Raw genomic sequence first — 24,441 nt, 5'->3', positions numbered from 1 at the left:
GCACCATTTTAATGCATTTTTTATTTACAGTGTTTCTGTTATCCGTTATATCTTGAAAATTCAGTCCAGTTCCTGCGCATTTTTCCGATTCTTCAGTGATAAATGCACTAAAAACGAAAAGTTGGCGTGCATTTTGCTTAATTCGCCTCAATTCGATCCAAATTTGGAACATGGCTGACAGATGACAATGCCCTTGCACAATATTTCATACAGGAAGCATTCACGAATGGATCAGACCCAGAGCATTGACTATCGTCTTTTGGTGGATAACCTCAGCACCGCAATTTTACTGGTTGATCGTGACCTGAATATTTTTTATTTAAACTCGTCTTGTGAAGCATTGTTTGATATCAGTTTAATTCGCGCTTCGGGGCAACCCGTTTTAAATTTGCTGCACATGCCTGATGATGAGTTCAATACGCAAGAGGCTTTCCTGAATACCATCAAAACTGGTCAACCCTACACCCGCCGTGAAGCGACCATTAATGTCAATTTTAAAGATATTCATGTCGATTACACTGCATCACAGTTAAATGCAGGCAAGCCTTATCATCCTCTTTTGCTGATTGAATTGAATCCGATTGATCGGATGCTCAAAATTTCCAAAGAAGAAAACTTTATTCAACAGCATCAAGTCGCACGTCAGCTGATTCGTGGTGTGGCACATGAAATTAAAAACCCGCTTGCAGGAATTCGTGGTGCGACACAACTGTTAGCACGAAGTTTAAATGACCCGAAATATGATGAATTTACCGACATTATTATTAGCGAGGTAGATCGTTTAAGAAACTTGGCCGATACCATGCTCGGCTCACGCCAACTACCAAGCTATGAACTGGTCAATATTCACGAACCTTTAGAACGGGTGCGCAGCCTGATCGTCAATCAAACTAAAAACAAAATAAATATTATCCGTGATTATGACCTTTCTTTACCTGAAGTCATGGCAGACCGCGATCAATTGATTCAAGTCATGCTGAATATTTGCGCCAATGCAGTACAAGCCATGACCGAACATCCCGATTTCTTTACCGAGCATCGACCTGAATTGATTTTAAGAACTCGTATTCAACGCTTGGTTACCATTAATGGTGTGCTGAATCGTTCTACCGTACGTGTTGATATTGAAGATAACGGCCCAGGCGTACCTGAAGACATTTTAGAATCCGTGTTTTATCCATTGGTGACTGGACGCGCAAACGGTACAGGACTTGGTTTGAGCATCGCACAAAATATTATGCATCAACATAACGGAATGATTGAATGCCAATCCATTCCAGGAAAAACAATATTTAGCTTATATTTACCTTGGGAGGCGAGTCATGTCGCGAAATAAAATTTGGGTGATTGATGATGACCGTGCAATGCGCTGGGTACTGGAAAAAACTTTTAGAGAAGAAGGTTTTGAAGTCACCAGTTTTGAAGAAGCACAGTCTGCACTAGATGAGTTAAACCAAGATGCACCCGATGTAATTTTGACCGACATTCGCATGCCTGGAATTGATGGTTTAACTTTTCTTGGCAAAGTCAAAGCCAGTTATCCCGACTTGCCTGTAATTATTATGACTGCGCACTCCGATTTAGAATCGGCAGTATCTAGCTATCAAACAGGTGCATTTGAATACCTACCCAAGCCTTTTGATATTGATGAAGCACTTGCTTTAGTCAATCGTGCAATTTTGCATATCACCAAACTACAACAGCAAGAATCTGCAAAATCGACAGTGCAGCCAATTCAATCGACAGAAATTATTGGTGAATCGCCTGCCATGCAGGAAGTGTTTCGTGCGATTGGTCGTTTATCGCAATCACACATTACTGTGCTCATTAATGGTGAATCAGGTACAGGCAAAGAGTTGGTGGCGCATGCACTGCATCGCCACTCACCGCGTAGCAGCAAACCATTTATTGCGCTGAATATGGCAGCCATTCCGAAAGATTTGATTGAAACCGAACTTTTTGGACATGAAAAAGGTGCATTTACAGGTGCCAATACACAACGTCAGGGACGCTTTGAACAAGCCAACGGCGGCACCTTGTTTTTAGATGAAATTGGTGATATGCCTTTTGAAACCCAAACCCGCTTATTGCGCGTCTTGGCAGATGGTGAATTTTATCGGGTTGGTGGACATATTCCTGTCAAAGTGGATGTACGGATTGTCGCAGCAACACATCAGGATTTGGAAAAACTGGTACAAGATGGACGCTTCCGTGAAGACTTATATCATCGCCTGAACGTCATTCGGATTCATATTCCTAAACTGGCGCATCGCAGTGAAGATATTCCAATGTTGGCACAGCACTTTTTGGCACGTGCAGGCAAAGAATTAGGCGTGAGTCCAAAAATATTGCGTCCTGAAACAGTCGAATATATGCAGCAATTGCCGTGGCAAGGTAACGTGCGCCAATTGGAAAACACTTGTCGCTGGCTTACCGTGATGATTACAGGACGTGAGGTCTATCCTGAAGATTTACCAACCGAACTCAAGCAAATTCCAATTGAAAAATTAGCCGAACATTCTGCGCTTCATGTGGCAGATCGGGTATCTATGCAGCATTGGGATGAATTACTTGGGCAATGGGCAGTACAAAAGTTAAAAAATGGCGAGATGAAACTTCTGGATATCGCCATTCCAATGTTTGAACGCACCTTAATTAATGCTGCACTGCAACAAACCCGTGGACGTAAACGTCATGCCGCTGAATTATTGGGTTGGGGACGTAATACTTTGACGCGAAAACTCAAAGAATTAGGAATGGACAGTGCCGATGATGAAATAGAAGAAGATATGGAGAGCTAAACGCAGAAAAAATATCTAATCCATCAAAATATAGGGAAATTCAGCTTTTGAATTTCCCTATTTTTATATCTTAGACTCTCTAAGTTAAGTGCAATTAAGCCGCGGTAAATCCAACATAGCGAGATAAACCTTGCACGCCTAAATCCGTTTTATAAATCAAATATTGCGGATAACGACTTGAAGTCAGTTCTTGCCACATATCCAACTGATCATCATGTGCATGAATTTCATCGACACTGCGTGGCATGGTTTGTTCAAATACATCTGAGGCATATTCAAAACCCAAATCCATTGCGACAAACAAAGTATGCTCGCAAGGCTGAATATATTGTTCTTCTGCCCAATCAATAACAGCATGTTGGCAATGTGGGCAAAGCAAATTTTCAGTCGCAGGCGTATTCAGTTCAATGAGTTGATATGGCATAGAGCAGCATCACCAATAGTAAAATAGATAAACATAAAATCTGTTTGCATCATAACAAGCAATTTCTATATTTTGCGCTAAGCACGGCTTATAATTATAGAAATTTTTTTAATTATACTTATGGCAACTCTAGAAAATGCAATTACACTTGCAGTACAACAACATACAGGGCAGCTAGATAAAGGCGGTCAGCCTTATATTTTGCATCCCTTACGTGTAATGTTGCAATTACAACAGCCCGATCAGCAAATTGTCGCTGTACTGCACGACATTCTTGAAGATACCCACACCACAGCACAAGACCTGCAAAATTTAGGATTTCAAACGCATATTATTCAAGCAATTCAGGCGCTCACCAAACTGCCGCATGAAACTCGTGTTCAAGCGGCTATGCGTACTGCACAAAACCCGCTTGCCTGTGCTGTAAAAATTGCAGATGTGCAAGACAACATGAATTTAACGCGGATTCCCAATCCTACAGCACGTGATTTAGCCCGTTTAGAAGAATACCGACAAGTTTTAGAGATTCTGCAAAAAGCACAGCAATAAAGCACAATTAAAGATTGACAACATGCAACGATGCCACTTTAATTTAAGTATTGTTGCATAAATGGAATTTAGTCATGCTTACAGATTTGGATGATTTTTCTTGTTTTGCCCAAGTGGTCGAACATGGTGGATTTAGTGCAGCAGAACGCGCCACCGATATTCCAAAATCCAAACTTAGCCGACGCGTACACAACCTAGAAGAACGCTTAGGTGTGCGTTTAATTCAGCGCAGCTCACGTCATTTTGCGGTCACAGAAATTGGTATGAATGTGTATCGGCATGCGCAAGTAATGATGAATGCTGCCCAAGCCGCGCACGACTTGGTCGATCACCTAAGTATTCAACCGCGTGGTGTAATTAAAGTCAGCTTACCTGTTTCAATTGCACAAAATGAAATTGCCAAAATCTTGCCTGAGTTTTTGAAAGCCTACCCTGAAATTAAAGTACAGCTAATTGTCAGCAACCGTCGTGTCGATATCGTCAACGAAGGGATCGACATTGCCCTGCGTGTCCGCTCAAATTTAGATGATGATCCAAGTTTGGTGATTCGCAAATTCAGCAACATCGAACAACATCTATTTGCCAGTCAGGCTTATTTGAATGAATTTGGCGATTTGAAAAAACCTGAAGATTTAAGTCATCATAAAATTTTAAGCATGTCGGATGAGCATTTAGATCAATACATGGTTGTGCATGATCAACAACAGCAACCGAAAAAAATTAAGGTCAACCCTACAGTCATGGGTTCAGATTTAATGATGCTAGCGCAATTGGCACGACAAAATTGTGGCATTGTGTTGTTGCCTGACACGATTGTTGAAGATTATGTTGCATCGGGTGAATTGGTTCGTGTTTTACCCGACTGGCACGCACCGCATGGTATTTTCCATGCCGTCTATCCATCACGCCGTGGTTTATTACCTGCTGTACGTGTATTTATCGACTATTTGGTCGAAAAGCTAACCATTCGTTAGCACATAGGATCTTTTGATTTCAGATACGAAACAGCAAAAAAAAAGCTTATCTAAGACAGATAAGCTTTGAAAACTACAATCTAAAATAAGAAAGCTAAAACAAAGAAACTACAGCAAGTATCTTTGACTTCAATTATAGCGATTGTTCATTTTTTAACAAATAGTTTAAAACTAAAGTCTAAGATGTTTTATCTATCAGTCTTAACCTGAAAGCATTCGTGCATTAAATTTCAGGATAACTCCCCGTACCTTCTGGCCACGGCGATAACACTTCAAAGCCTGTATCAGTCACAGCAACCATGTGTTCCCATTGTGCAGAAAGTGATTTATCTGTCGTCACCACCGTCCAGCCATCTTTCAGTTCTTTCACACGCGCTTTGCCCGCATTCACCATTGGCTCAATGGTAAATACCATGCCTTTTTTAAGCACCAAGCCTTGTCCAGGCTGACCATAATGCAGCACACTTGGTTGTTCGTGATACACCTGCCCAATACCATGTCCGCAATATTCACGCACAATGCTAAACCCTTCACGATGCGCCACACTTTGAATGGCATAGCCAATATCGCCCAAAGTCGCGCCCGGTTTCACCGCATGAATCCCTGCGCGCATCGCCTCATAAGTGGTATCGACCAGTTTTTTCGCTTCTGGTTTCACCTGACCCACATAGTACATACGACTAGTATCACCATAAAAACCATCTTTAATCACTGCCACATCAATATTAATAATGTCGCCATCTTTTAAAATGGTTTTGGATGATGGAATACCATGACAGACCACTTCATTGGGTGAAATACAGGTGGTTTTGGTATAACCGTGATAGCCCACATTGGCAGGAATGACTTTTAAGGTATTTACAATATAATCGTGACACAAATCATCTAAGTATTCTGTCGTGACTCCGGGTTTGACATGCTCACCAATCATCTGCAACACCTGAGCAGCCAAACGCCCCGAAATGCGTAATTTCTCAATATCTTGCTCTGATTTAATGCTGACTTTAAGGGCGCGCATGATGAACTCCTGACCTGAAGCCTGAGATTATAGCCCTTTCGGCTTGTAAAATCAGCTCAAGCTGCCAAACAAGTATCCATCGTCATGCGACCAACAGTTTTGTTTAAGAACTGCGCATTTAAAATAGCAACCAAAACTTATACTAGATAAGCCATCTATACTATGTGGGATCAGCATTTTTCAAAAATACATCAGATAAACAGTAAGTTATTTAATTTTTATAGTGAAGATTAAAATAGCCTACAAACACATATCATAAAAAATATTCATATGACCTATAAAATAAATTAGAAAATCATAGCTCGATCTACTAAAATCGCTTTCTTTTGTTTACATCTTATTTCTCTCCCATGACGAATTTACGCACACGGGATATTATTGCCTTGGGTTTTATGACCTTTGCGCTGTTTATTGGTGCAGGTAATATTATTTTCCCACCTATCGTGGCACAGCAAGCGGGCGAACACGTCTGGCTTGCTGCGCTCGGTTTTCTCATTACCGCAGTTGGCTTACCCGTGATTACCATTATGGCGTTGTCACGTGTCGAAGGTTCTATACAAATTTTAAGTTCGCCTTTAGGCAAAATCGCGAGCTTAATTTTAACAGTCGTCTGTTATTTAGCGGTTGGCCCGCTTTTCGCCACACCACGTACCGCTACCGTATCTTATGAAATTGGTTTCTCTGCCTATTTTGGCGATTCCGCGAGCACCTTATTCATTTATAGCGCCATCTATTTTGCCTTGGTGATGTTAGTTTCACTGTATCCACACAAAATTTTAGATACAGTGGGCTATGTACTTTCCCCGCTTAAAATTCTGTCATTACTAATTTTAGGCATCACTGCATTTATTATTCCGACAGGTACAATTTCACCTGCCATTCACAATTATGTGAACAGTCCTGTATCTGAAGGCTTTATTAACGGTTATCTCACTATGGATACCTTAGGTGCATTGGTATTCGGGATTGTGATTATTAATGCGATTCGTTCACGTGGCGTAACTGATAAAAAACTCATCACCCGCTATGCGGTATGGGCAAGTTTAATTTCAGGGATCGGTTTAACTTTAGTTTATCTAAGCCTATTTAAACTGGGGATGGGCAGTCACGATGTTGCCGCCAATGCCAGTAATGGTGCAGTCATTTTACATGCCTATGTGCAACATGCTTTTGGCGGATTTGGCTCGGTATTTTTAGCTGCAATGATTTTTATTGCCTGCATGGTTACGGCAATTGGACTGACATGCGCATGTGCTGGATATTTTGAGCAAATTACTAAAATTCATTATCGCCGTTGGGTATTTATTTTAGTGGGCTTTGCCTTTGTTATTTCCAATCTTGGACTCACCAAACTCATTGCAGTTTCAGTGCCTATTTTAAGCGCGATTTATCCACCTGCAATTGTGGTCATTCTACTCAGCTTTTTCTGGGGATTATTCCGTATTCCAACCCGCGTGATTGCACCTACTGCCGCAGTTGCATTGCTCTTTGGCATCATTGATGCAATGAAGGCCGCAGACTTAGCTAGATTCCTGCCAACCACACTGACCAATTTTCCCCTGAGTGAACAAAACCTCGCTTGGTTGATTCCTGCATTACTGATTTTTGTATTCGCTACAATTCATGATCGAATGAAAAAATAGCCAGTACGGACTTCGAGCTCGGCTATTTTTTCAAGTCATGCTCTATTTTCGAGCTGTATTGTATTAAAGTCGTGTTTTATCCAAATACGAATTTAAGTTAGACAATAATTGTCAGGTTTTACCCAAACCCGCACTTATTGTTTCTTGTGCTAAAACTGCCTCTTTTTAAGGCAATTTATCAGTCATGATAATAGCAACCCAAATAATTATTTGGTATAAATAAACAAATGAAATTAAAATATTTTCAATAAAAAACTAAAACAAAATAAATCATTCACCCATTTTAAGCAGAGCTCAAATTAACGCTAAAGTCGTATAGTCGCCCTCAAAATTAGCTGGCATAAAATATGCAAGTACGATTGAAATCGTATTTAAATGGCTTAAAAAACACACTACTTTTTATTATTTTGTAAATAAATGATAACAAATAGTAGTATTTCATATGAAAATGATGTTTTTTATCAAAATATGACTATAAGGGCTTGAAATAGTTTGCTAAACAAGGTAGAACAATAAAACCAATCTGACTAAAATGCTCTGATTTTAGTGATTTATAACAAGGAGGGATGGAGATGTTTTCACATTTCAATACGCAAGTCTTCATTAACGCTCTGAAGGCTAACCAAAATCTAGTTACTTTTTTAAGCACCACTTTTGCACTGATGCTGACCCTATTGCTCCAAGGCTCAATTCAAGGCAACTTGAAACCAACCTATTTTTTATATGCCTTATTGGTATGTATAGCCTTTGCGATTTGGACATCCATTGACCAAAAGTTTCGTGAACATAAAAACGTAGAAGTTCATTAATCATACCCTAGCACCCACTCATTTTAGCTTTTTCGCTTTCACTTTGCGGCAGATGGATCACTCCTCTGCCGCCAAACTCAAAAAGTAGATTCTAATCATCATTCCTGATCTACAGCAAAAATCTCAAAATCTTCTACGGGCTACCAAGAAAAAATTAAACTGAGCAATTAGAATTACAACAATCCATAGATTGCGCCAAGCAATAACACACTAGTCCCACCCAATTCAGCCACAATCAATAACAGCATCGCCAAACTCATGCACCAACTTGGCAATGTCCATGCTGCAATTTGATGCGGTTGTTTAAATTGATTAGTGGTATCTTTAAGCAATCCATGCAAGATATAACTCAGAATAGAAAAGCTAAAAAATACTAAATTTAGAATCACACAAATTAAAATTACAGTGGCATCCCAAATACAAAAATAAGCCAAGACCGCTAAAATTAAACTTGCAGGTGCATATAACAAACTACTGCGATGTGCGATATCCACATAATAATGAGCACGCGCTTGGGCAGAAGCACGAATTTGCCAATATTTCCACACGCCTGTAAGCATCCCCACCCACAAAAATATTCCACTGAAAATAATCGCAAGGCGCACTGCCAAAGATAAACTTTCCATGTTTAACACTCTTTTATTTTTCGTGTGGCTATTTAACTACACTCGCAGACTACTAAGCTTGACTTTAGAGTCAGAATAAATACAAGTTTCTTTTTGGAACTCGTGTAAAGTAACTTTATTCTCATCATCCTTAAAACATTATGAGCACATTTGAAAGCTTAAATATTATATGTGCAGATGGTTATGCCCTCGCTGCCCGTTATTATCCAAATCAATATACACAAGCACAGCGTCTACCCGTCTTGATTTGTCCCGCGACAGGCATTACCAAGAATTTTTATCACGCTTTTGCCACATGGCTAAATGAACAAGGCTATGCTGTGCTGTGTTTTGATTTTCGTGGTATTGGTGATTCGTTACACGAACCATTGAAACAATGTGAAGCCAGTATTGTTGATTGGGGGCAGTTAGATATTCCTGCAGCAGTAAATACTTTGCTGCAAAAAACGCAAGCTGAACAAGTGGTTTTATTGGGACACAGCGCAGGCGGACAATTACTGGGGATTAATCCTGAATATCATAAAGTGGCAAAAGTCGTAGCTGTTTCAGGCTCTACAGGCCACACAAAAGGTTTAAAAGGTCGTACTCGCCTACTTGCCCCTGTGATGTTTAAAGTTATTTTTCCACTTGCCAGAATCACACATGGTTATGGCCCAACCAATGCAATTGGCATGGGCGAAAACCTACCTAAAAATGTGGCCCAACAATGGGCACAATTTTGTAGCAAACCCGGCTATGTCATCAATGCTATAGGCAAAACAGTTTCACAGCATTATCACGATGAAATTCGTTGCCCGATTACTGCTATTTGGAGTTCGGATGATGAGATTGCCACCGAAGCCAATGTGAAAGATTTACTCCGTCTCTATCCCCATGCATCGACTAATATGATTGAACTTAAACCAAAGCGTTATCAGCATAAAGCCATTGGGCATATGGCGATGTTTAAAAAGTCACATCGAAATTTATGGAATGTGATTGAAAATCAATTGGCAGTTTAATTTTTAGTGGCGAAGTCACATACAAATTAAACATTTGTTTTAGTTTCTCGCTTTTTCTTTTCCCTGTTTAAGCAACCAAATTTGTAATCCTGTTTGGTTGTTTCTTTTTTTCTATTCCATGCCACATTTCATGTTCAGCTTTTAAAATCCAGACTTATCGCTGATACACATTTTCAGGATGAAACATCACAATCTTTTTATTACACCATAAAAAAGCTCCACCATTTCGGTAGAGCTTTTTGAGTGATTTAATTCAAAGCTTAGTAATTAGCGTAAGCGAATCATCACAGTTTTAATACGGTTACCATCAAGTTCTGTCACTTCAAAGTGCACACCTTGATAATCCAACTGCGTGCCGACCTGAACTTCACCTTGGGTTTTATCTAAAATCAAACCTGCAACGCTAATGTAGCCTGCATCTTCTTCAATCAGATCCATCATACCCAGTTCAAGTTCAAGCTGGTATAAATCCAGCATACCTGTTGCTTTCCATTCGTTTTCATTGGTTTTAACCAAATCTAACTGTTCGTCTGCATCAGGGAATTCACCTGCAATCGCTTCAAACACATCAAGCGGTGAAATCAAACCTTGAACATTACCAAACTCATCGCTGACTAAAACCAAAGAACCTTTAGAGGTACGTAACGTATTGATCGCATCAATCACTTTCATTTTTTCAAAAATGTAAATTGGACGCTGACGTTTAATTAAAGCTTTAAGCTCTTCTTCTTCGTCCAATACATCCAACAACTCTTTGGCACGTACAATACTAATGACTTTATCTAAACTACCACGACACACTGGGAATAAGCTGTGTGGTACAGATAGAATCTGTTCGCGGATTTGTTCAGGTGAATCTTCAATATCGACCCATGAAATTTGGCTACGTGGCGTCATAATTGATGCGACTGAACGCTCTGCCAAGGTCAAGACACCACCAATCATGTAGCGTTCTTCATCTGCAAACGCTTCTTGCGCTTCGTTATGCAAATCAGGGCTACTGGTTTCAACTCGCCCCCCCATCAATTTTAAAATTGAATCTGCAGTACGGTGACGTAACGGAATTTTTGCTTCATGTTTTGCAACATTGCGCTGACCAAATTGGTTAAACGCTTCAATAGCAATCGCAACACCAATACCCGAATAGATATAACCTTTAGGGATATGGAAGCCAAAACCTTCTGCAATCAAGCTGATACCAATTAATAGTAAGAAGCTTAAACACAAAATCACCACTGTTGGATGACGGTTCACAAAAGCAGTTAATGGCTTAGATGCAAGTAACATCACCAACATTGCAACCACCATGGCAACCATCATCACATAGATGTTGTCGACCATGCCAATTGCGGTAATGACTGAGTCTAAAGAGAAAACTGCATCTAGAACAACAATTTGTGCTACAACTGCGGCAAAACTTGCATAAACCACATTGGTCGTGACTTTGACTTCGGGTTTGCCTTCCATCTTCTCATGCAACTCTCCTACCGCCTTATAGACGAGGAACAAACCGCCACCCAAGAGAATGAGGTCACGCCCTGAAAAGGTTTTTTCAAATAAGGTAATTAACGGTTCGGTTAAAGTAACCAACCAAGAGATTGCAAATAACAATCCTAAACGCATAAACAACGCTAAAGATAAGCCAATCACACGGGCTTTATCACGCTGTTCTGGGGGTAATTTTTCTGCAAGAATTGCAATAAAGACTAGGTTATCAATACCTAATACGATTTCTAGAATAATAAGTGTAATTAAACCAACCCATATTCCCGGATCTAATAAAAACTCCATTAGTTCATAGCTCCGAGATAGTTAGCAGAAATCGAAATATAAAGTAGACCTGCGCACGGCGACGGATCCATAAAAGTAACCTTTTTAGCAATAGATAGCTTAATTATGCACAATCTTGAACATTTGTAATTAAATTTTTAATTTTTTTGAATAAAACTAAACAGTACGATCTATAAGATGGTTTTTACTTTATTTTTCACATTCTTAATTTTTTTAGAGCGATGACAGCCAAACAAAAGCCGTGAGAATGGATTAAAAATGTCAAATGAATTGTAATGTATTTTTAGACGCATTAGTCATAGATTACAACTGTAAGCCAACCCACACTTTAATCTAAACTTAAAATATTGATAAAAAACAACTATTGTTAAAAGATTAGACCAAAGCTTATAATTTTTTTGCAAAATTCAACGCAATAACCCGCACTTTTACCTAAAAGCCAAGTGTACAAATGTATTTTTTTAACTAAAATGCAGCCTAAGTTGATGGTTAAATTGATAATTCAACTTATAAAACCAGATAACTCACTACTAATCCAAACTAAAACAATTCTATAGGATTAATTGATATGACACATGAATATGGATTGAACTTAAACAAATGCTTACGCGCTTGGAAAAATAGCCATTTCAAAGCCAGCTTCTAAATCGAGATTCATCATATTTCATCAGATTTCAACCAAATTTTAGCCACTGAAAGCATCTTGCTAAGCACATGAGTTTTCACATAAAATGTGAAATATCAAAAATACAATTAAAACAATGCAGGGAATATGCAATGTCCAAGAAATATTCAAAATTTCTACCATCCGCCGACCAATATGATATTGAACAATTTCCGTATTATTGGGTCACACAAGTACATGCTCAATATGTACAGAATGTCGATCAGGCACTTAAAAAGTATGGTTTAGATAATTCTCGCCGTCGTATTTTATTGGCATTAAGGTCAAAAGCACATGCGAGTGTGTCTGATTTGTCAGACATGGTGGTGTCAAAAATGTCAACTACAACTAAAATTGTTTATCGTTTAAAAGATGAAGGTTTGGTTGAAACTTATTCTTGTGATGATGATGCGCGTATCACTCGTGTCGTGCTTACTGAAAAAGGTAATGAGATGACCAACAAAATTAATGATCTGACTAGCGTTGTTTTAGAGCAGTCATTTGATGGTTTAACTCCACTACAAATTGAAAAAATGATGGAAAGTTTACGTCATATTTTTAATAATTTAGCACGCTAAACATCACGTTATTGTTCCACATCTGTTCTTATCCTATATAAGCACAAGATGTACTTAAAGATCGAAAAAATTGAGCTGGGGGCTTACTTTTTCGATCTTTGCTTTTGGTACATGTGAACACTCAAACTCGTCTACAGGAAAGCCCTGCACAAAGCTGTGTATGTTCGGTGTTTTCAAACTTAGCCATTCATCTAAACGTGCATGTGGAATAACAATAACAGAACGTTTGACTGGCCCAGGCTCATGAAATTCCTTCATCATCGCGTGATCAATTGCGTCCATGGTAATCATACTCGCAGAACGGACAATTTCTTCCGTGCCTTGCCCATCCTTTAAACGGCAAATTTCATACAGTGCTGCAATAAAAAAGGCCTGTCCATCTTTACGACGTACACCCCAACGCTGCGGTTTACTGTCTATATATTTGGATTCATAAAATTCTGACACAACAATCGCGCCAAATGTACACTTATAAGCAGCTTCACTAAAACTTGGTTTTTCTAATAAAGTTTCGTTACGGCAATTATAGGTTTTTTGCGCAATACTTCTGTCTTCCGCCCATTTGGGAATCAAGCCAAAATTCACCGAGCGCCACTCTAAACCTTGTTCAGACTTAAACAATAGTGGCACACTCGAATTTAGATACGCTTCTTCAGCATATTCAAACGGAATTTCAGGCAGACCTAATGCAGATAATTGCGCTATGCTTATTGGTTTAAAATTGGCACACATATACAAATTGGATGATTAGACACACGCACTATATTATGCGTTTTGATCATGAACAGTAAGTGCGCACCCACGCATTCCTTCTTACTCAAACAAAACGCAGGACAAATAATTACCGTTAAGCTGGCAATGTCAGCCAATGCGTGCGGGTAAATTCTTCAAATATCCAGCGCCCATTAAAACGACCTAAGCCTGAGTTTTTCTCACCACCAAACGGTGCATTGGCATGATCGGCAACGGTAATACCATTAATATGTGTCATTCCAACATCAAACTGTGCTGCAAATTCTGCACCGCGTTCTACATTTGTAGTGCATACAGCAGCAGATAAACCATAGCGTGTATCGTTCGCTAACTGTAAGGCATGTGCGGTATCTGCTGCTTTGAGAATCGGTAAAATAGGTCCAAAACTTTCATTTTGTACAATTTCTGAATCGGCAGCGACATTCACAAAAACATGTGGTGCAACTAAGTTCCCCGTAACCCCGCCCGCATAAACCAATTCTGCACCCTGCGCCTGTGCTTTTTGAATAATATGCTGATGCTTTTTCACCTGTTCTGCATTAATAATTGGCCCAATCAAGGTGTCATTTTTATTCGGATCACCTACTACTAATTGCGACACACTTGCTAACAATTTTTCAAGATAGGCTGCATAAATAGACTGATCGACAATGACCCGATTGGTACTCATGCAAATTTGACCTTGATGCAAAAAGCGCCCCATCACAGTTAGTTCTACGGCCAAATCTATATCTGCATCATCCAAAATGACTAAAGGTGCATTGCCACCGAGTTCTAAGGCGACACGTTTTAAATGCTCACCCGCAACGGCCAGTTGCCCTACATGCTGTCCAACTTCTGTAGAGCCTGTAAATGAAATCATTTTAGGAGTTGCATGCTCAACAAAGTAATCACCAATTTCACGACTCGCACCCGCCACCACATTGAGTACGCCTGCAGGCAAGTCTGCTTCTTCGAACAGTTTACCGAGTATAGTTCCACCTGTGACTGGCGTATCACTGGAAGGTTTGAGCACTACACTATTACCACAAGCAATCGCTGTAACCACTGAACGCATAGACAAATGGAAAGGGAAATTCCACGGACTGATCACAGCAATAACACCCAAAGGTTTACGCAAAACAACACTACGGACTTTCGGATCTTTGCTTTCCAGTTGCGTCGTGGTCATTTGCTCGGGAAATTGTGCAGCTTCTTGAATAATCCCTAAAGCAGCATCGACTTCGATATTGGCTTTTAAACGGGTACTGCCCGACTCATCAATCAGCCACTGGATAATTTCTTCGCGTCGTTGCTGAATGACTTGCTCTAAGTTCTTAATGATGTATTGACGCAGACTTGTGGATTGAATCAATTGTTCATCAAAAGCTTTTTGCGCTGTACTATAGGCACTATCAACATCTACCACGCTGGCGCCCTGCATCTCAAAAATTGTAGTTTGATGATATGGATTCAAGTTTGGAATGGTTTTAGTAGATGTCCCAACCGACCACTTGCCGCCAATAAATTGTTGATTCAAATCTTGATATGCTGGCATGTATTTGTCCTTGCGCTACTTTTTATATATGACTTTCACTCTACTCCGCAGCTTGATGTTTTTCTAGCAGCAAGTACATCCTGTAACTATTCAGCTGCAAAATTTTCAAAAAACCATAAGCAAAATACAGGCAACAAAAAAGCCTCCGAAGAGGCTCATTTGTTTGTATTACACAATCAGTAAATCAAATCCTAAAGGATTAATCACCTGTATAACCTTTTAACTTTAAACGCGCTGCGTGTAAAAGTGGCTCTGTGTAACCAGAAGGTTGCTCGCCACCTTTGAAGATCAAGTCAGATGCAGCTTGGAATGCAATGTTATTAGCAAAGTCGTTAGACATAGGCGTGTATAGTGGATCATCAGCATTTTGTTGATCTACAATTTTCGCCATGCGCTGCATTACTTCTTCAACCTGTTCACGCGTTACAATTCCGTGACGTAACCAGTTGGCAACGTGCTGAGAAGAAATACGTAAAGTTGCACGGTCTTCCATCAGGCCCACATCATTGATGTCTGGAACTTTAGAACAACCTACACCCAGATCAACCCAACGAACGACATAACCCAAGATACCTTGGCAGTTATTTTCCAGTTCTTTTAGTTTCTCTTCTTCAGACCAGTTGGTATCAGTTGCAAGAGGTGGAGTTAACAAATCATCTAAAGGCAATGCTTCAGTTGCAAGCAATTCTTGCTGACGGTTTGCTACATTAATTTGATGGTAGTGAATCGCGTGAATCACTGCACCTGTTGGAGACGGAACCCATGCACAGCTTGCGCCTGCTTCAGGATGTTCAGTCTTGGTTTTGTACATGTCTAACAGCATGTCTGGTTTTGGCCACATGCCTTTACCAATCTGTGCTTTACCACGTAGACCTGTTTGTAGACCTACCATGACGTTACGGTTTTCGTAAGCTGGGAACCATTTTTGGCCTTTGATTTCGCCTTTACGAACAAATGGACCTGCTTCCATGAAGGTATGGATTTCATCACCTGTACGATCCATGAAACCGGTGTTAATAAAGATGGTACGGTCTTTCGCCTGAGCAATACAGTTTTTCAGGTTAACAGAGGTACGACGCTCTTCATCCATGATACCGATTTTCAGGGTTTTAGCAGGTAAGCCAAGCGCTTGTTCAGCACGTTCAAACAGCTCAACCGCAAATGCTACTTCTTCTGGACCGTGCATTTTTGGCTTAACGATATACATAGAACCGGTACGTGAGTTCTTGATCGTGTTCTCACCACGGATATCAGCCACAGAAAGCAATGGAGTGACCAATGCATCCATGATGCCTTCATAAATTTCTTCGCCATCTACAAGGATCGCCGGGTTTGTCATCAAGTGACCCACGTTACGAAGCAGCATCAATGAACGGCCATGAACCTTGGTCTCACCGCCTTCAACATTTTTGAAGGTGCGGTCAGCATTTAGTTTACGGGTAATGGTCTTGCCATTTTTCTCGATAGACTCTTCAAGCGTACCTTTCATCAAGCCTAACCAGTTACGGTAGCCTTCAACTTTTTCTTCAGCATCAACTGCTGCAACAGAGTCTTCCAAGTCTTGAATCGTCGTTACAGCCGCTTCAAGCACAACATCTTTCACGCCAGCTGCATCTGTCTGTCCAATTGGGCTGTTTGCATCAATCTGGATGACTGCGTGCAGGCCGTTATTTTTCAGTACGATTTCAGTTGGTGCAGAAGCTTCGCCATTGTAACCAACGAATTTAGAGCTATCCGCAACAGTTGTTGTAGAACCATCTTTTAGGCGAACAACAAGTTTGTTTGCTTCTACAGCATATTGAGTCGCGTCGGCATGTGAACCTTGCGCCAATGGGAAAGTTTCATTTAAGAAGTTTTTCGCGAATGCAATTACTTTTTCACCACGAACTGGGTTGTAGCCTTTACCTTTTTCTGCGCCATTTTCTTCAGAAATAACGTCAAAACCGTAAAGTGCGTCATATAACGAACCCCAACGTGCGTTTGCTGCGTTCAAGCAATAACGTGCGTTACGTACAGGTACTACGAGCTGTGGACCAGCCAATAATGCGATTTCTTCATCAACATTTTCGGTGGTAATTTGAAAATCTTCTACTTCTGGTAATAAGTAGCCAATTTCAGTCAAGAAAGCTTTGTAAGCTTCTAATTCAAATGTATTATTGCGGTGCCATTCATCAATTTTAGCCTGAAGCTCATCACGCTTTGCGAGTAATGTTTTGTTCTTAGGGCTAAGATCGACAACGACTTGCTCAAAGTTTTTCCAGTATGTATCACTGTCCAAACCAGAACCTGGTAATGCTTCATTTTCGATGAAATCGTAAAGTTCTTTAGCAATCGCTAACTTGCCTTTTTGAATACGTGCAGTCATTGTCTTTCCTGATATTGCTACTTTTTATACAAGAGATTCTAGTATACTGATTTATATTTAGCTGAATAGTATTATCACATTTCAAAATAACGATCATTTATTACAAGATGAATGACAACAATCATCATAAATCCTGATCAGAAACACGACACTATTACTCATCTAAATACACTTTTACAGTGTATAAAGTTTTTGAAATGTCGAAATTAGACTTAAGTTCAGATTTTGTTGTAAAAATCGACGTCAGTCTTATTGCAACCCTTCAAGATTAAGCCATGTTTATGACAAAATGTCGATAAAACCAACAGTCACATCTTTTCTATCATAAAAAAGCGCCTAGTTCTAGGCGCTTAAAAGATCAACTGATTTGATGTTTGGCTTCGGTGGCCTGTATCTGTCGATGTTCTTCATTTAAGTAATCATCAGACTGCATTTCCAATAAACGTGAACGTGTGCGTTCAATTTCAAATGCCAGTTTTTCGCCCTGATAAATTTCAATAATCGAATCTTCAGAAGTCAGTAATAACTTGACACCACGATCATAAAATTCATCGACCAAATAAATAAAACGACGTGTTCCTTCAGACAAGAAGTCTGTTAAATGCGGTACATTGCTCACCAAAACCGTGTTGTAGATGTTGGCAATTTCAATAAAGTCTGCAGGACTACGCGGTTTAAAGCACAGTTCTGAAAATTCACACCACAACACATCTTCAGTATGCGCAATTGTTTCAACAATACGTTGGTTGATAATAATTGGCTCAGAAGAATAATGTTGTGTATTACTCAAAGCACTGAAACGCTGTGCCATCCAGTTTTGATTATCATGCGTTAAAGGCGATTTAAATAATTGCGCCTGTTTCAAAACACGTAAGCGATAATCTACACCAGCATCGACATTTAGCACTTGGCAATGTTTTTTGACCATTTCAATGGTTGGAATAAAACGATCTCGATGGATACCATTTTTATATAAACCGTCTGGGGCGATGTTAGATGTTGCCACCAAAGTAATGCCACGATGGAATAATTTTTGGAACAAGTCACTCAGAATCATCGCATCAGTCACGTTAGATACGAAAAATTCATCGAAACAAATCACCACTGCATCTTTATAAATTTGGTCTGCAACAGAATCGAGCGGGTTACGCTGCCCTGAAAGTTTGTTCAGTTCACGATGCACATGCTGCATAAAGTGGTGAAAGTGCATACGTGTTTTACGTCTAAATGGAATCGAGTCGTAAAACTGATCCATGAGCCATGTTTTACCACGACCTACACCACCCCACATATAAACACCCTGTGGTGCTGTTTGGCGGCGGAAACGGCGGAACGCTTTTTTTGATGCTTTATAGCGTTGAATTAATTCCTGCCACACACGCTCAAGTTCGTGTACAGCCTGCGCCTGCGCATCATCTGGCATAAATTGTCCAGAGGCTAACGCTTGTGCATAACGCTCCGCAGGCGATAATGGAGTAAAGGCTGTGGTTTGTGGCGAATTAAAATCAGACATATTCATCAGTACTTATTTGGGCAAATAGATTATAACGAAGATCGAATCACGAGATATAGCACTTTGGCATAGTTTGCAAAATACTTAGGCTATTTTGTATATTGGCGTGGACTTTGTCCAAACCACCGTTTAAAGGCATGATTAAATGCCGCAGGCTCTGAATAACCAAGTAACTCTGCAATCATTTCAATTGAATATTCCTGATATTCAATTAATCGCAATGCTTTATCTTTGATAAGATCTTCACGAATTTGTTTGTAACTAGTGTTCAATTGTTGCAGTTGATGGCGCAATGTCCGTTCAGGAATTTGCAAAGCATGTGCTGTTTCTGCCATGCTCGGCATACTGCCTTGTTGTAATTCCAAATAATCTTTTACGCGCTGTACCACCGAAGGCGCATCATCTTCGAGTTTAAGTCGCTCTAACTCAATCACGCATTTAGCTTCATAACTACTAAAAGTGACTGCATCGGCAGATGGAATACGTGCTGTGAGAACTGCATCATCAAACCAAAACGCTGCTTGGGGTTGATTAAAAACAATATCTTGACCGTAATAATCATAAAAAGTTTGCAAAACTTCACTTTGCTGCGGCTGTGCAAATGGCAATTCTATGCGAATACGTGGCGCACTCATCCCCATCATTTTATATAGGTCTTGAATAAATTTGAACGTGCCTGAAATTTCACACTGCGCACGCAATACACCTAAACTACTATGTAAATCATTGGGTTGATAACACAAGGCAATATGTCGCGTGCTATGTTGCAAACTCAGTTTCCCGCTTAAATGCGTCAATCCCTGATATTGAATCCCTTTTTCTAATGCAGTGGCAATATCTGGACTGGTCACCAATAACATCAGTAAAGGACCATAACCTGCCAAAGCATAATGCTGTCCAATAAACAGCCCCATTTCAGGCTCTACATCTTCACCAATGACTTTGAGAATATCCCATTCCAAACTCGGATGAATAATTGAACTGGTATCCAGCGCATCTGCACGCAAGCCGATACTTTGCAATTTTGCATCGACATCAACGCCTGCTTTACGCATGCCTTGTATTAAATACATTAAGCCAAGTATGGATCTTTTCATAAAATGAACAGTGCGAAACGGAATATCCTTTTTACCCGATTCATCCACAGATAGAAATTGCCGAAAATATCAATTTTTATGTCAGCACGATCATGTTACCGCATGCTGGCTTATTCTATCCTGACTCAAACAAACTCAAATCAAATAAAATAAATATAAGGATATCTTCATGCAGGATGCAGCAGCGTATTATCAAGTCGCAATTATTGGTGCAGGCTTTGGCGGATTAGCCATGGCGATTCGTTTACTACAACGCAATATTCATAACTTTGTGATTTTAGAAAAGTCTGATGAAGTGGGTGGTACTTGGCGTGAAAATCAATACCCTGGTGCGGCTTGTGATGTGCAGTCGCATCTGTATTCATTGTCATTTGCACCCAAAACTGACTGGTCAAAACGCTATGCCGAAGCACCAGAAATTTTTCAATATATTCAAGATGTGGTGCAACAATTTAATCTGCGTGAATATTGCCAATTTAACAGCGAAGTGGTGCATACCGAATACCATGAAAAAGACTGTGTATGGCATGTTGCGTTAAAAGATGGCAGACAATTGAGTTGCCAATATTTAGTCTTTGCTTCTGGCCCACTGCATGTGCCACAAATCCCGCACATTAAAGGCATTGAAAAGTTTCAGGGCAAGGTTTTTCACTCGTCTCAATGGGATCATCAATACAACTTAAATAGCAAAGTTGTGGCATCTATTGGCACAGGCGGCAGCGCGATTCAATACATTCCTGAAATTGCACCTCAAGTTAAACAGTTATATGTCATGCAACGTACAGCTGCATGGGTCATTCCACGAGATGAACGCAAATATCTGAATATTGAGAAAAAACTGTTTAAACAAGCAGACTGGTTTAGAAAATTGCATCGTGCGCGTTTGTATTGGTCGAATGAATCACGTGCAATTCCAATCATGCAACCTAGCGTGATGAAATATACCCAAAAACTGGCAGAAGCCTTTATTCGTTTTCAGGTCAAAGACAAACAATTGGCACAAAAACTCACGCCTGACTACATTATGGGATGTAAACGTATTTTAGTGTCCAATAAATACTTCCCAACTTTTAACCGTGACAACGTCGAATTAGTGACTGATGCAATACAGGAATTGACTGCAGACAGCATCATCACCAAAGATGGTAAAATGCGAAAAATTGATTGTCTGATTTATGGCACAGGCTTTATTACCGATCCGCGTATCTATCTACAGCCATTTAGCTGCATTGGTGAACATGGCGTTGAATTAAAACAGGCATGGAAAGATGGCGCAGAAAGCTATTACGGCATTAGCCACAAAGGTTTTCCGAACCTGTTTCAGTTGCTTGGGCCAAATACAGTTTTGGCGCATAACTCGGTTATTTTTATGATTGAATCGCAAGTCGATTACATTCTGCAAATGATGGATTTGGTGGCACAATCACAGAGCAATGCAATTGTAGTAAAAGATCAAGTACAAGATCAATTTAACCACGATGTGCAAGACATGCTAAATAACACGGTTTGGCAATCTGGCTGTGTAAGTTGGTATCAACAAGATGGTGGAAAAAACTTTGCACTTTGGCCAACCTATACTTGGAAATATTGGCTAAAAACCAAGTCGCTGCATCCGAGTGATTTCAGATTAATCAGTAAAGCGGCATAAATTTCCGCTTTTAAAAGCAAACTGGCATAATCAACAGGTTTTTATCTATCTCCCACCTGTTGATCTCATGCAATCTCTTTGGCTGATTTTCCAATTACTCTGCTGTTTATGTCTAGGCTTTGTACTGGCAAAACGCCTCCCTCGAATAATCGAAAAAATTGCGTTTCAACTGCTTCCATATTTTAGCTATATCCTGCTAATTGCAATTGCGATGGAATTTTCACAAACGCTCGGTTCACTACAGCAGCCATCGCATATTCTATCTACAGCTTTACAGATTGCATTTGCTACATCAATTGGTGCTTTTCTGTGTTGTTATTTGCTTTACAAAGGTTTGGGGCTGCAAGCAACGCAAGGCAAAGTTTCATTACAGTTGTTGATTCAATCCTGCATCAACATCAGTTATGCCTTTTTTGCACTTTTGGCAGGCTACGTGCTGCATCTACTTTTTAGTGCTATGGATTTCCAAGTTCAGATCAACACTTGGTATTTACTGTTGCTGTTTATGTGGATGATTGGACTCGATCTCGCTTATTCGCCTTTAGATCGTTCTTGGCTGAATTGGAAAATTTTAATGGTGCCCGTAGGCTGTATTTTCGGTTCAGTTGCAGGGGTACTACTTTGCGCACTTTGGCTCCCCATCGCTCTACAAGATTTGCTTATGCTCTCACAAGGTTATGGATTTTATTCCATGAGCGGGATTGTGGTGTCGGAACTTCGCAATGCCGAATTGGGTAGTATTGCGTTAATGAATGATTTATTCAGAGAGATTTTTGCGATATTGCTGATGTATATTTTGGGATGGCGTTATCCACGTGCTGCAATTTCTGCCGCAGGCGCAACTGCCATGGACGTCACTTTGCCCATGGTAAAACAAGCCTGTGGCAACGATTTTATTCCACATGCCATGGTCAGTGGATTTGTATTGTCAATCCTTGCACCCATTGCTGTAAGTGTATTGGCTGCTATTTAAAAAGAATCAACAATTGTCCTCTCTCCCTCTGGGAGAGAGTTGGAGAGAGGGTTTGCGCTCTATTTAGGCGAGAGTTAGAGAGAGGGCTTATCTCCCTTTTAGAGAGTCAGCGATAGTAAAATTAAAGCGTCGCTAAAATATCTTTCAAAGTCTGACGTGGATTTTCAGATTTTGTAATTGGACGACCAATCACCAAATGCGTAGAACCATCCAGCATAGCTTGTTTGGGAGTCACAATACGTTTTTGATCATCGGCATTTGAGCCTTCAGGACGAATCCCTGGAGTTACTAAGGCAAAATTCTGCCCTAAGATTTCACGCAACATTTTGGCTTCTTGCGCAGAACACACCACACCATCTAAACCACTTTCTTGAGTGAGTTTAGCTAAACGCTGAACTTGCTCAAAAGGCTCAATATCTAAACCTAAATCTTTTAAATCTTCACGCCCCATAGAGGTTAGTACAGTCACTGCAATCAGTTGAGTCTGATAATTCCCTGCTTTTAAACGCTCCACACAGGTTTCCATCATTTTACGACCACCTGAGGCATGCACGTTGACCATCCATACGCCTAAATCTGCTGCAGCACATACAGCCTGAGCCGTTGTATTTGGAATATCGTGAAATTTCAAATCTAGAAAAACCTCAAAACCTTTGTCATGCAAGGCTTTCACGACTGCAGGACCTTCATGGGTAAATAACTCTTTACCAACTTTTACTCGACATAATGCAGGGTCTAATTGTTCTGCAATGGTTAAGGCGTCATATTGGCTTTTAGCATCGAGGGCAACAATGATACTCAAGAGAATTACCTATGGATTTGACAAAGAGTCGCTATTATAAAGTGATTCGTGCCAAGCAGATAGTCAAAAAGACAGCTTATCCCCCATCGCAGCGATAATCAGCCATTCGTCAAAGGCACACATAAAAAAACACCCCAAGATAACCTTGAGGTGTTGATGATCAATTCGCTCAACAGAGCAAATTAAAGTGCATTAGAAGAACGATCTTCAGTATGCACATCTAATACCGTTTTTTCATGACGAGTATGCGCAGCAGCTTCAGCAGCAGCCAGTTGAGCTGCATGAATTTGCTCTTTGCGTAGGTATTCAATATCTTTACGTAGTCGCTTAATTTCCCAACTATTTTGGAATACACGGAAAACCTGCACGCCCAACAATAACCCTAGCACCAAACCAAGTGCCAATGTAATCAGTAGCAATAGACCCAAACGCATTGCAGGCACTTGAGTAAATAACAGGTCAACTGAAAGTTCAGTGCCGTTTTGCAAAACCAATGCCAGAGAATATCCAAATAGAATAACTAAAATAGCGACTAGAACGTAACGCATAAACACCCCTAGGAATTTTATTTATTTACAGACTCGTTTACTGCATCACGTAGTGCTTTACCTGGTTTAAAGTGCGGTACAGCTTTAGCCGCAACTTCTACAGACTTACCTGTTTTTGGGTTACGACCTACACGTGGTTCACGGTGATGCAATGCAAAACTACCGAATCCACGAATTTCAATTCGGTTATCTGCCGATAGTGATGCAATCATTTGATCAATCATGATCTTCACAGCTTCTTCCACCAATGGCTCAGCCAAATGTGGATTTTTCAAAGCAATTCGTTCTATCAAGTCAGACTTATTAAGTGCTTCAGTAGTCATCTGC

General features: G+C 40.1%; 22 protein-coding genes. 10 read left to right on the top strand and 12 right to left on the bottom strand.

The window, feature by feature from the left end; all coding sequences use genetic code 11:
- Positions 1-226: 226 nt before the first annotated feature.
- A complete protein-coding gene (glnL, locus tag J4G44_RS08205; RefSeq protein ID WP_004976718.1) occupies positions 227-1,336 on the top strand; it encodes a nitrogen regulation protein NR(II) in 1,110 nt (369 codons plus the stop codon).
- On the top strand, positions 1,323-2,801 hold the full coding sequence (glnG, locus tag J4G44_RS08200) for a nitrogen regulation protein NR(I) (RefSeq protein ID WP_180159013.1): 1,479 nt from the start codon (positions 1,323-1,325) through the stop codon (positions 2,799-2,801). Before glnL ends, glnG begins: the two co-directional genes overlap by 14 nt.
- A 94-nt stretch (positions 2,802-2,895) precedes the next feature.
- On the opposite strand, the gene J4G44_RS08195 is transcribed toward glnG, so the two are convergent.
- A complete protein-coding gene (locus tag J4G44_RS08195) occupies positions 2,896-3,225 on the bottom strand; it encodes a hypothetical protein (RefSeq protein WP_167845971.1) in 330 nt (109 codons plus the stop codon).
- Positions 3,226-3,345: 120 nt separating this feature from the next.
- Here J4G44_RS08195 and J4G44_RS08190 point away from each other — a divergent pair, with 120 nt between their 5' ends.
- Together J4G44_RS08190 and J4G44_RS08185 are read left to right on the top strand one after the other, a co-directional pair.
- Positions 3,346-3,774 carry an HD domain-containing protein gene (locus J4G44_RS08190; RefSeq protein WP_004976725.1) on the top strand — a complete coding sequence of 143 codons (429 nt, stop codon included), beginning with the start codon at positions 3,346-3,348 and terminating at the stop codon, positions 3,772-3,774.
- A 74-nt stretch (positions 3,775-3,848) separates the two neighbouring features.
- Positions 3,849-4,748: a LysR substrate-binding domain-containing protein gene (locus J4G44_RS08185; RefSeq protein ID WP_180096226.1), complete on the top strand. Its 900-nt coding sequence runs from the start codon at positions 3,849-3,851 to the stop codon at positions 4,746-4,748.
- A gap of 223 nt (positions 4,749-4,971) precedes the next feature.
- Here J4G44_RS08185 and map read toward each other — a convergent pair whose 3' ends face one another.
- Complete coding sequence (map, locus tag J4G44_RS08180; protein WP_004976729.1) at positions 4,972-5,766, bottom strand: type I methionyl aminopeptidase; 795 nt, start codon at positions 5,764-5,766, stop codon at positions 4,972-4,974.
- A gap of 350 nt (positions 5,767-6,116) precedes the next feature.
- Here map and brnQ point away from each other — a divergent pair, with 350 nt between their 5' ends.
- Together brnQ and J4G44_RS08170 are read left to right on the top strand one after the other, a co-directional pair.
- Positions 6,117-7,409 carry a branched-chain amino acid transport system II carrier protein gene (gene brnQ / locus J4G44_RS08175; protein WP_154320787.1) on the top strand — a complete coding sequence of 431 codons (1,293 nt, stop codon included), beginning with the start codon at positions 6,117-6,119 and terminating at the stop codon, positions 7,407-7,409.
- Between the two features lie 572 nt (positions 7,410-7,981).
- Positions 7,982-8,218 carry a hypothetical protein gene (locus tag J4G44_RS08170; RefSeq protein WP_004976747.1) on the top strand — a complete coding sequence of 79 codons (237 nt, stop codon included), beginning with the start codon at positions 7,982-7,984 and terminating at the stop codon, positions 8,216-8,218.
- A gap of 173 nt (positions 8,219-8,391) precedes the next feature.
- On the opposite strand, the gene J4G44_RS08165 is transcribed toward J4G44_RS08170, so the two are convergent.
- Positions 8,392-8,844 (bottom strand): hypothetical protein, encoded by a 453-nt coding sequence (locus J4G44_RS08165; RefSeq protein ID WP_004976749.1) that lies wholly within the window; start codon positions 8,842-8,844, stop codon positions 8,392-8,394.
- Positions 8,845-8,984: 140 nt separating this feature from the next.
- Between J4G44_RS08165 and J4G44_RS08160 the strand changes: the two genes are divergently transcribed.
- Positions 8,985-9,845 carry an alpha/beta hydrolase family protein gene (locus J4G44_RS08160; RefSeq protein ID WP_096901415.1) on the top strand — a complete coding sequence of 287 codons (861 nt, stop codon included), beginning with the start codon at positions 8,985-8,987 and terminating at the stop codon, positions 9,843-9,845.
- A gap of 267 nt (positions 9,846-10,112) precedes the next feature.
- Here J4G44_RS08160 and J4G44_RS08155 read toward each other — a convergent pair whose 3' ends face one another.
- A complete protein-coding gene (locus J4G44_RS08155; RefSeq protein ID WP_004976753.1) occupies positions 10,113-11,636 on the bottom strand; it encodes a TerC family protein in 1,524 nt (507 codons plus the stop codon).
- 777 nt (positions 11,637-12,413) lie between these two features.
- Here J4G44_RS08155 and J4G44_RS08150 point away from each other — a divergent pair.
- A complete protein-coding gene (locus tag J4G44_RS08150) occupies positions 12,414-12,878 on the top strand; it encodes a MarR family winged helix-turn-helix transcriptional regulator (protein WP_004976754.1) in 465 nt (154 codons plus the stop codon).
- Positions 12,879-12,932: 54 nt separating this feature from the next.
- Here the strand turns inward: J4G44_RS08150 and J4G44_RS08145 are convergent, their stop codons facing one another.
- From J4G44_RS08145 to J4G44_RS08125, 5 genes are all read right to left on the bottom strand, one after another.
- Entirely contained in the window at positions 12,933-13,610 is a 678-nt protein-coding gene (locus J4G44_RS08145; protein ID WP_207973563.1) for an SOS response-associated peptidase family protein, read from the bottom strand.
- 115 nt (positions 13,611-13,725) lie between these two features.
- A complete protein-coding gene (locus tag J4G44_RS08140; protein ID WP_207973562.1) occupies positions 13,726-15,168 on the bottom strand; it encodes an aldehyde dehydrogenase family protein in 1,443 nt (480 codons plus the stop codon).
- Positions 15,169-15,367: 199 nt separating this feature from the next.
- Positions 15,368-17,533: a malate synthase G gene (locus J4G44_RS08135; protein WP_004976757.1), complete on the bottom strand. Its 2,166-nt coding sequence runs from the start codon at positions 17,531-17,533 to the stop codon at positions 15,368-15,370.
- A gap of 358 nt (positions 17,534-17,891) precedes the next feature.
- Entirely contained in the window at positions 17,892-19,046 is a 1,155-nt protein-coding gene (gene zapE, locus J4G44_RS08130) for a cell division protein ZapE (protein ID WP_004976758.1), read from the bottom strand.
- A gap of 89 nt (positions 19,047-19,135) precedes the next feature.
- Positions 19,136-20,143 (bottom strand): helix-turn-helix transcriptional regulator, encoded by a 1,008-nt coding sequence (locus tag J4G44_RS08125; protein ID WP_165492532.1) that lies wholly within the window; start codon positions 20,141-20,143, stop codon positions 19,136-19,138.
- Between the two features lie 169 nt (positions 20,144-20,312).
- Here J4G44_RS08125 and J4G44_RS08120 point away from each other — a divergent pair, with 169 nt between their 5' ends.
- Positions 20,313-21,791: a flavin-containing monooxygenase gene (locus J4G44_RS08120; protein WP_154320792.1), complete on the top strand. Its 1,479-nt coding sequence runs from the start codon at positions 20,313-20,315 to the stop codon at positions 21,789-21,791.
- 67 nt (positions 21,792-21,858) lie between these two features.
- Positions 21,859-22,764 carry a LysO family transporter gene (locus tag J4G44_RS08115; RefSeq protein WP_004976767.1) on the top strand — a complete coding sequence of 302 codons (906 nt, stop codon included), beginning with the start codon at positions 21,859-21,861 and terminating at the stop codon, positions 22,762-22,764.
- 121 nt (positions 22,765-22,885) lie between these two features.
- Here the strand turns inward: J4G44_RS08115 and pyrF are convergent, their stop codons facing one another.
- The 3 genes from pyrF to J4G44_RS08100 form a co-directional block, all read right to left on the bottom strand.
- Positions 22,886-23,566, bottom strand: coding sequence for an orotidine-5'-phosphate decarboxylase (gene pyrF, locus J4G44_RS08110; RefSeq protein WP_178867766.1), 681 nt, complete (start codon positions 23,564-23,566; stop codon positions 22,886-22,888).
- A gap of 182 nt (positions 23,567-23,748) precedes the next feature.
- On the bottom strand, positions 23,749-24,114 hold the full coding sequence (locus tag J4G44_RS08105; protein WP_004976771.1) for a lipopolysaccharide assembly protein LapA domain-containing protein: 366 nt from the start codon (positions 24,112-24,114) through the stop codon (positions 23,749-23,751).
- Between the two features lie 17 nt (positions 24,115-24,131).
- The gene (locus tag J4G44_RS08100; protein WP_004976773.1) at positions 24,132-24,437 is read right to left on the bottom strand and encodes an integration host factor subunit beta; all 306 of its coding nucleotides are present in this window, start codon (positions 24,435-24,437) and stop codon (positions 24,132-24,134) included.
- Positions 24,438-24,441 lie beyond the last annotated feature (4 nt).

This window comes from Acinetobacter towneri (genome assembly GCF_017498585.1).
GTDB lineage: Bacteria > Pseudomonadota > Gammaproteobacteria > Pseudomonadales > Moraxellaceae > Acinetobacter > Acinetobacter towneri.
This window is presented reverse-complemented; position numbering and strand designations above follow the sequence as displayed.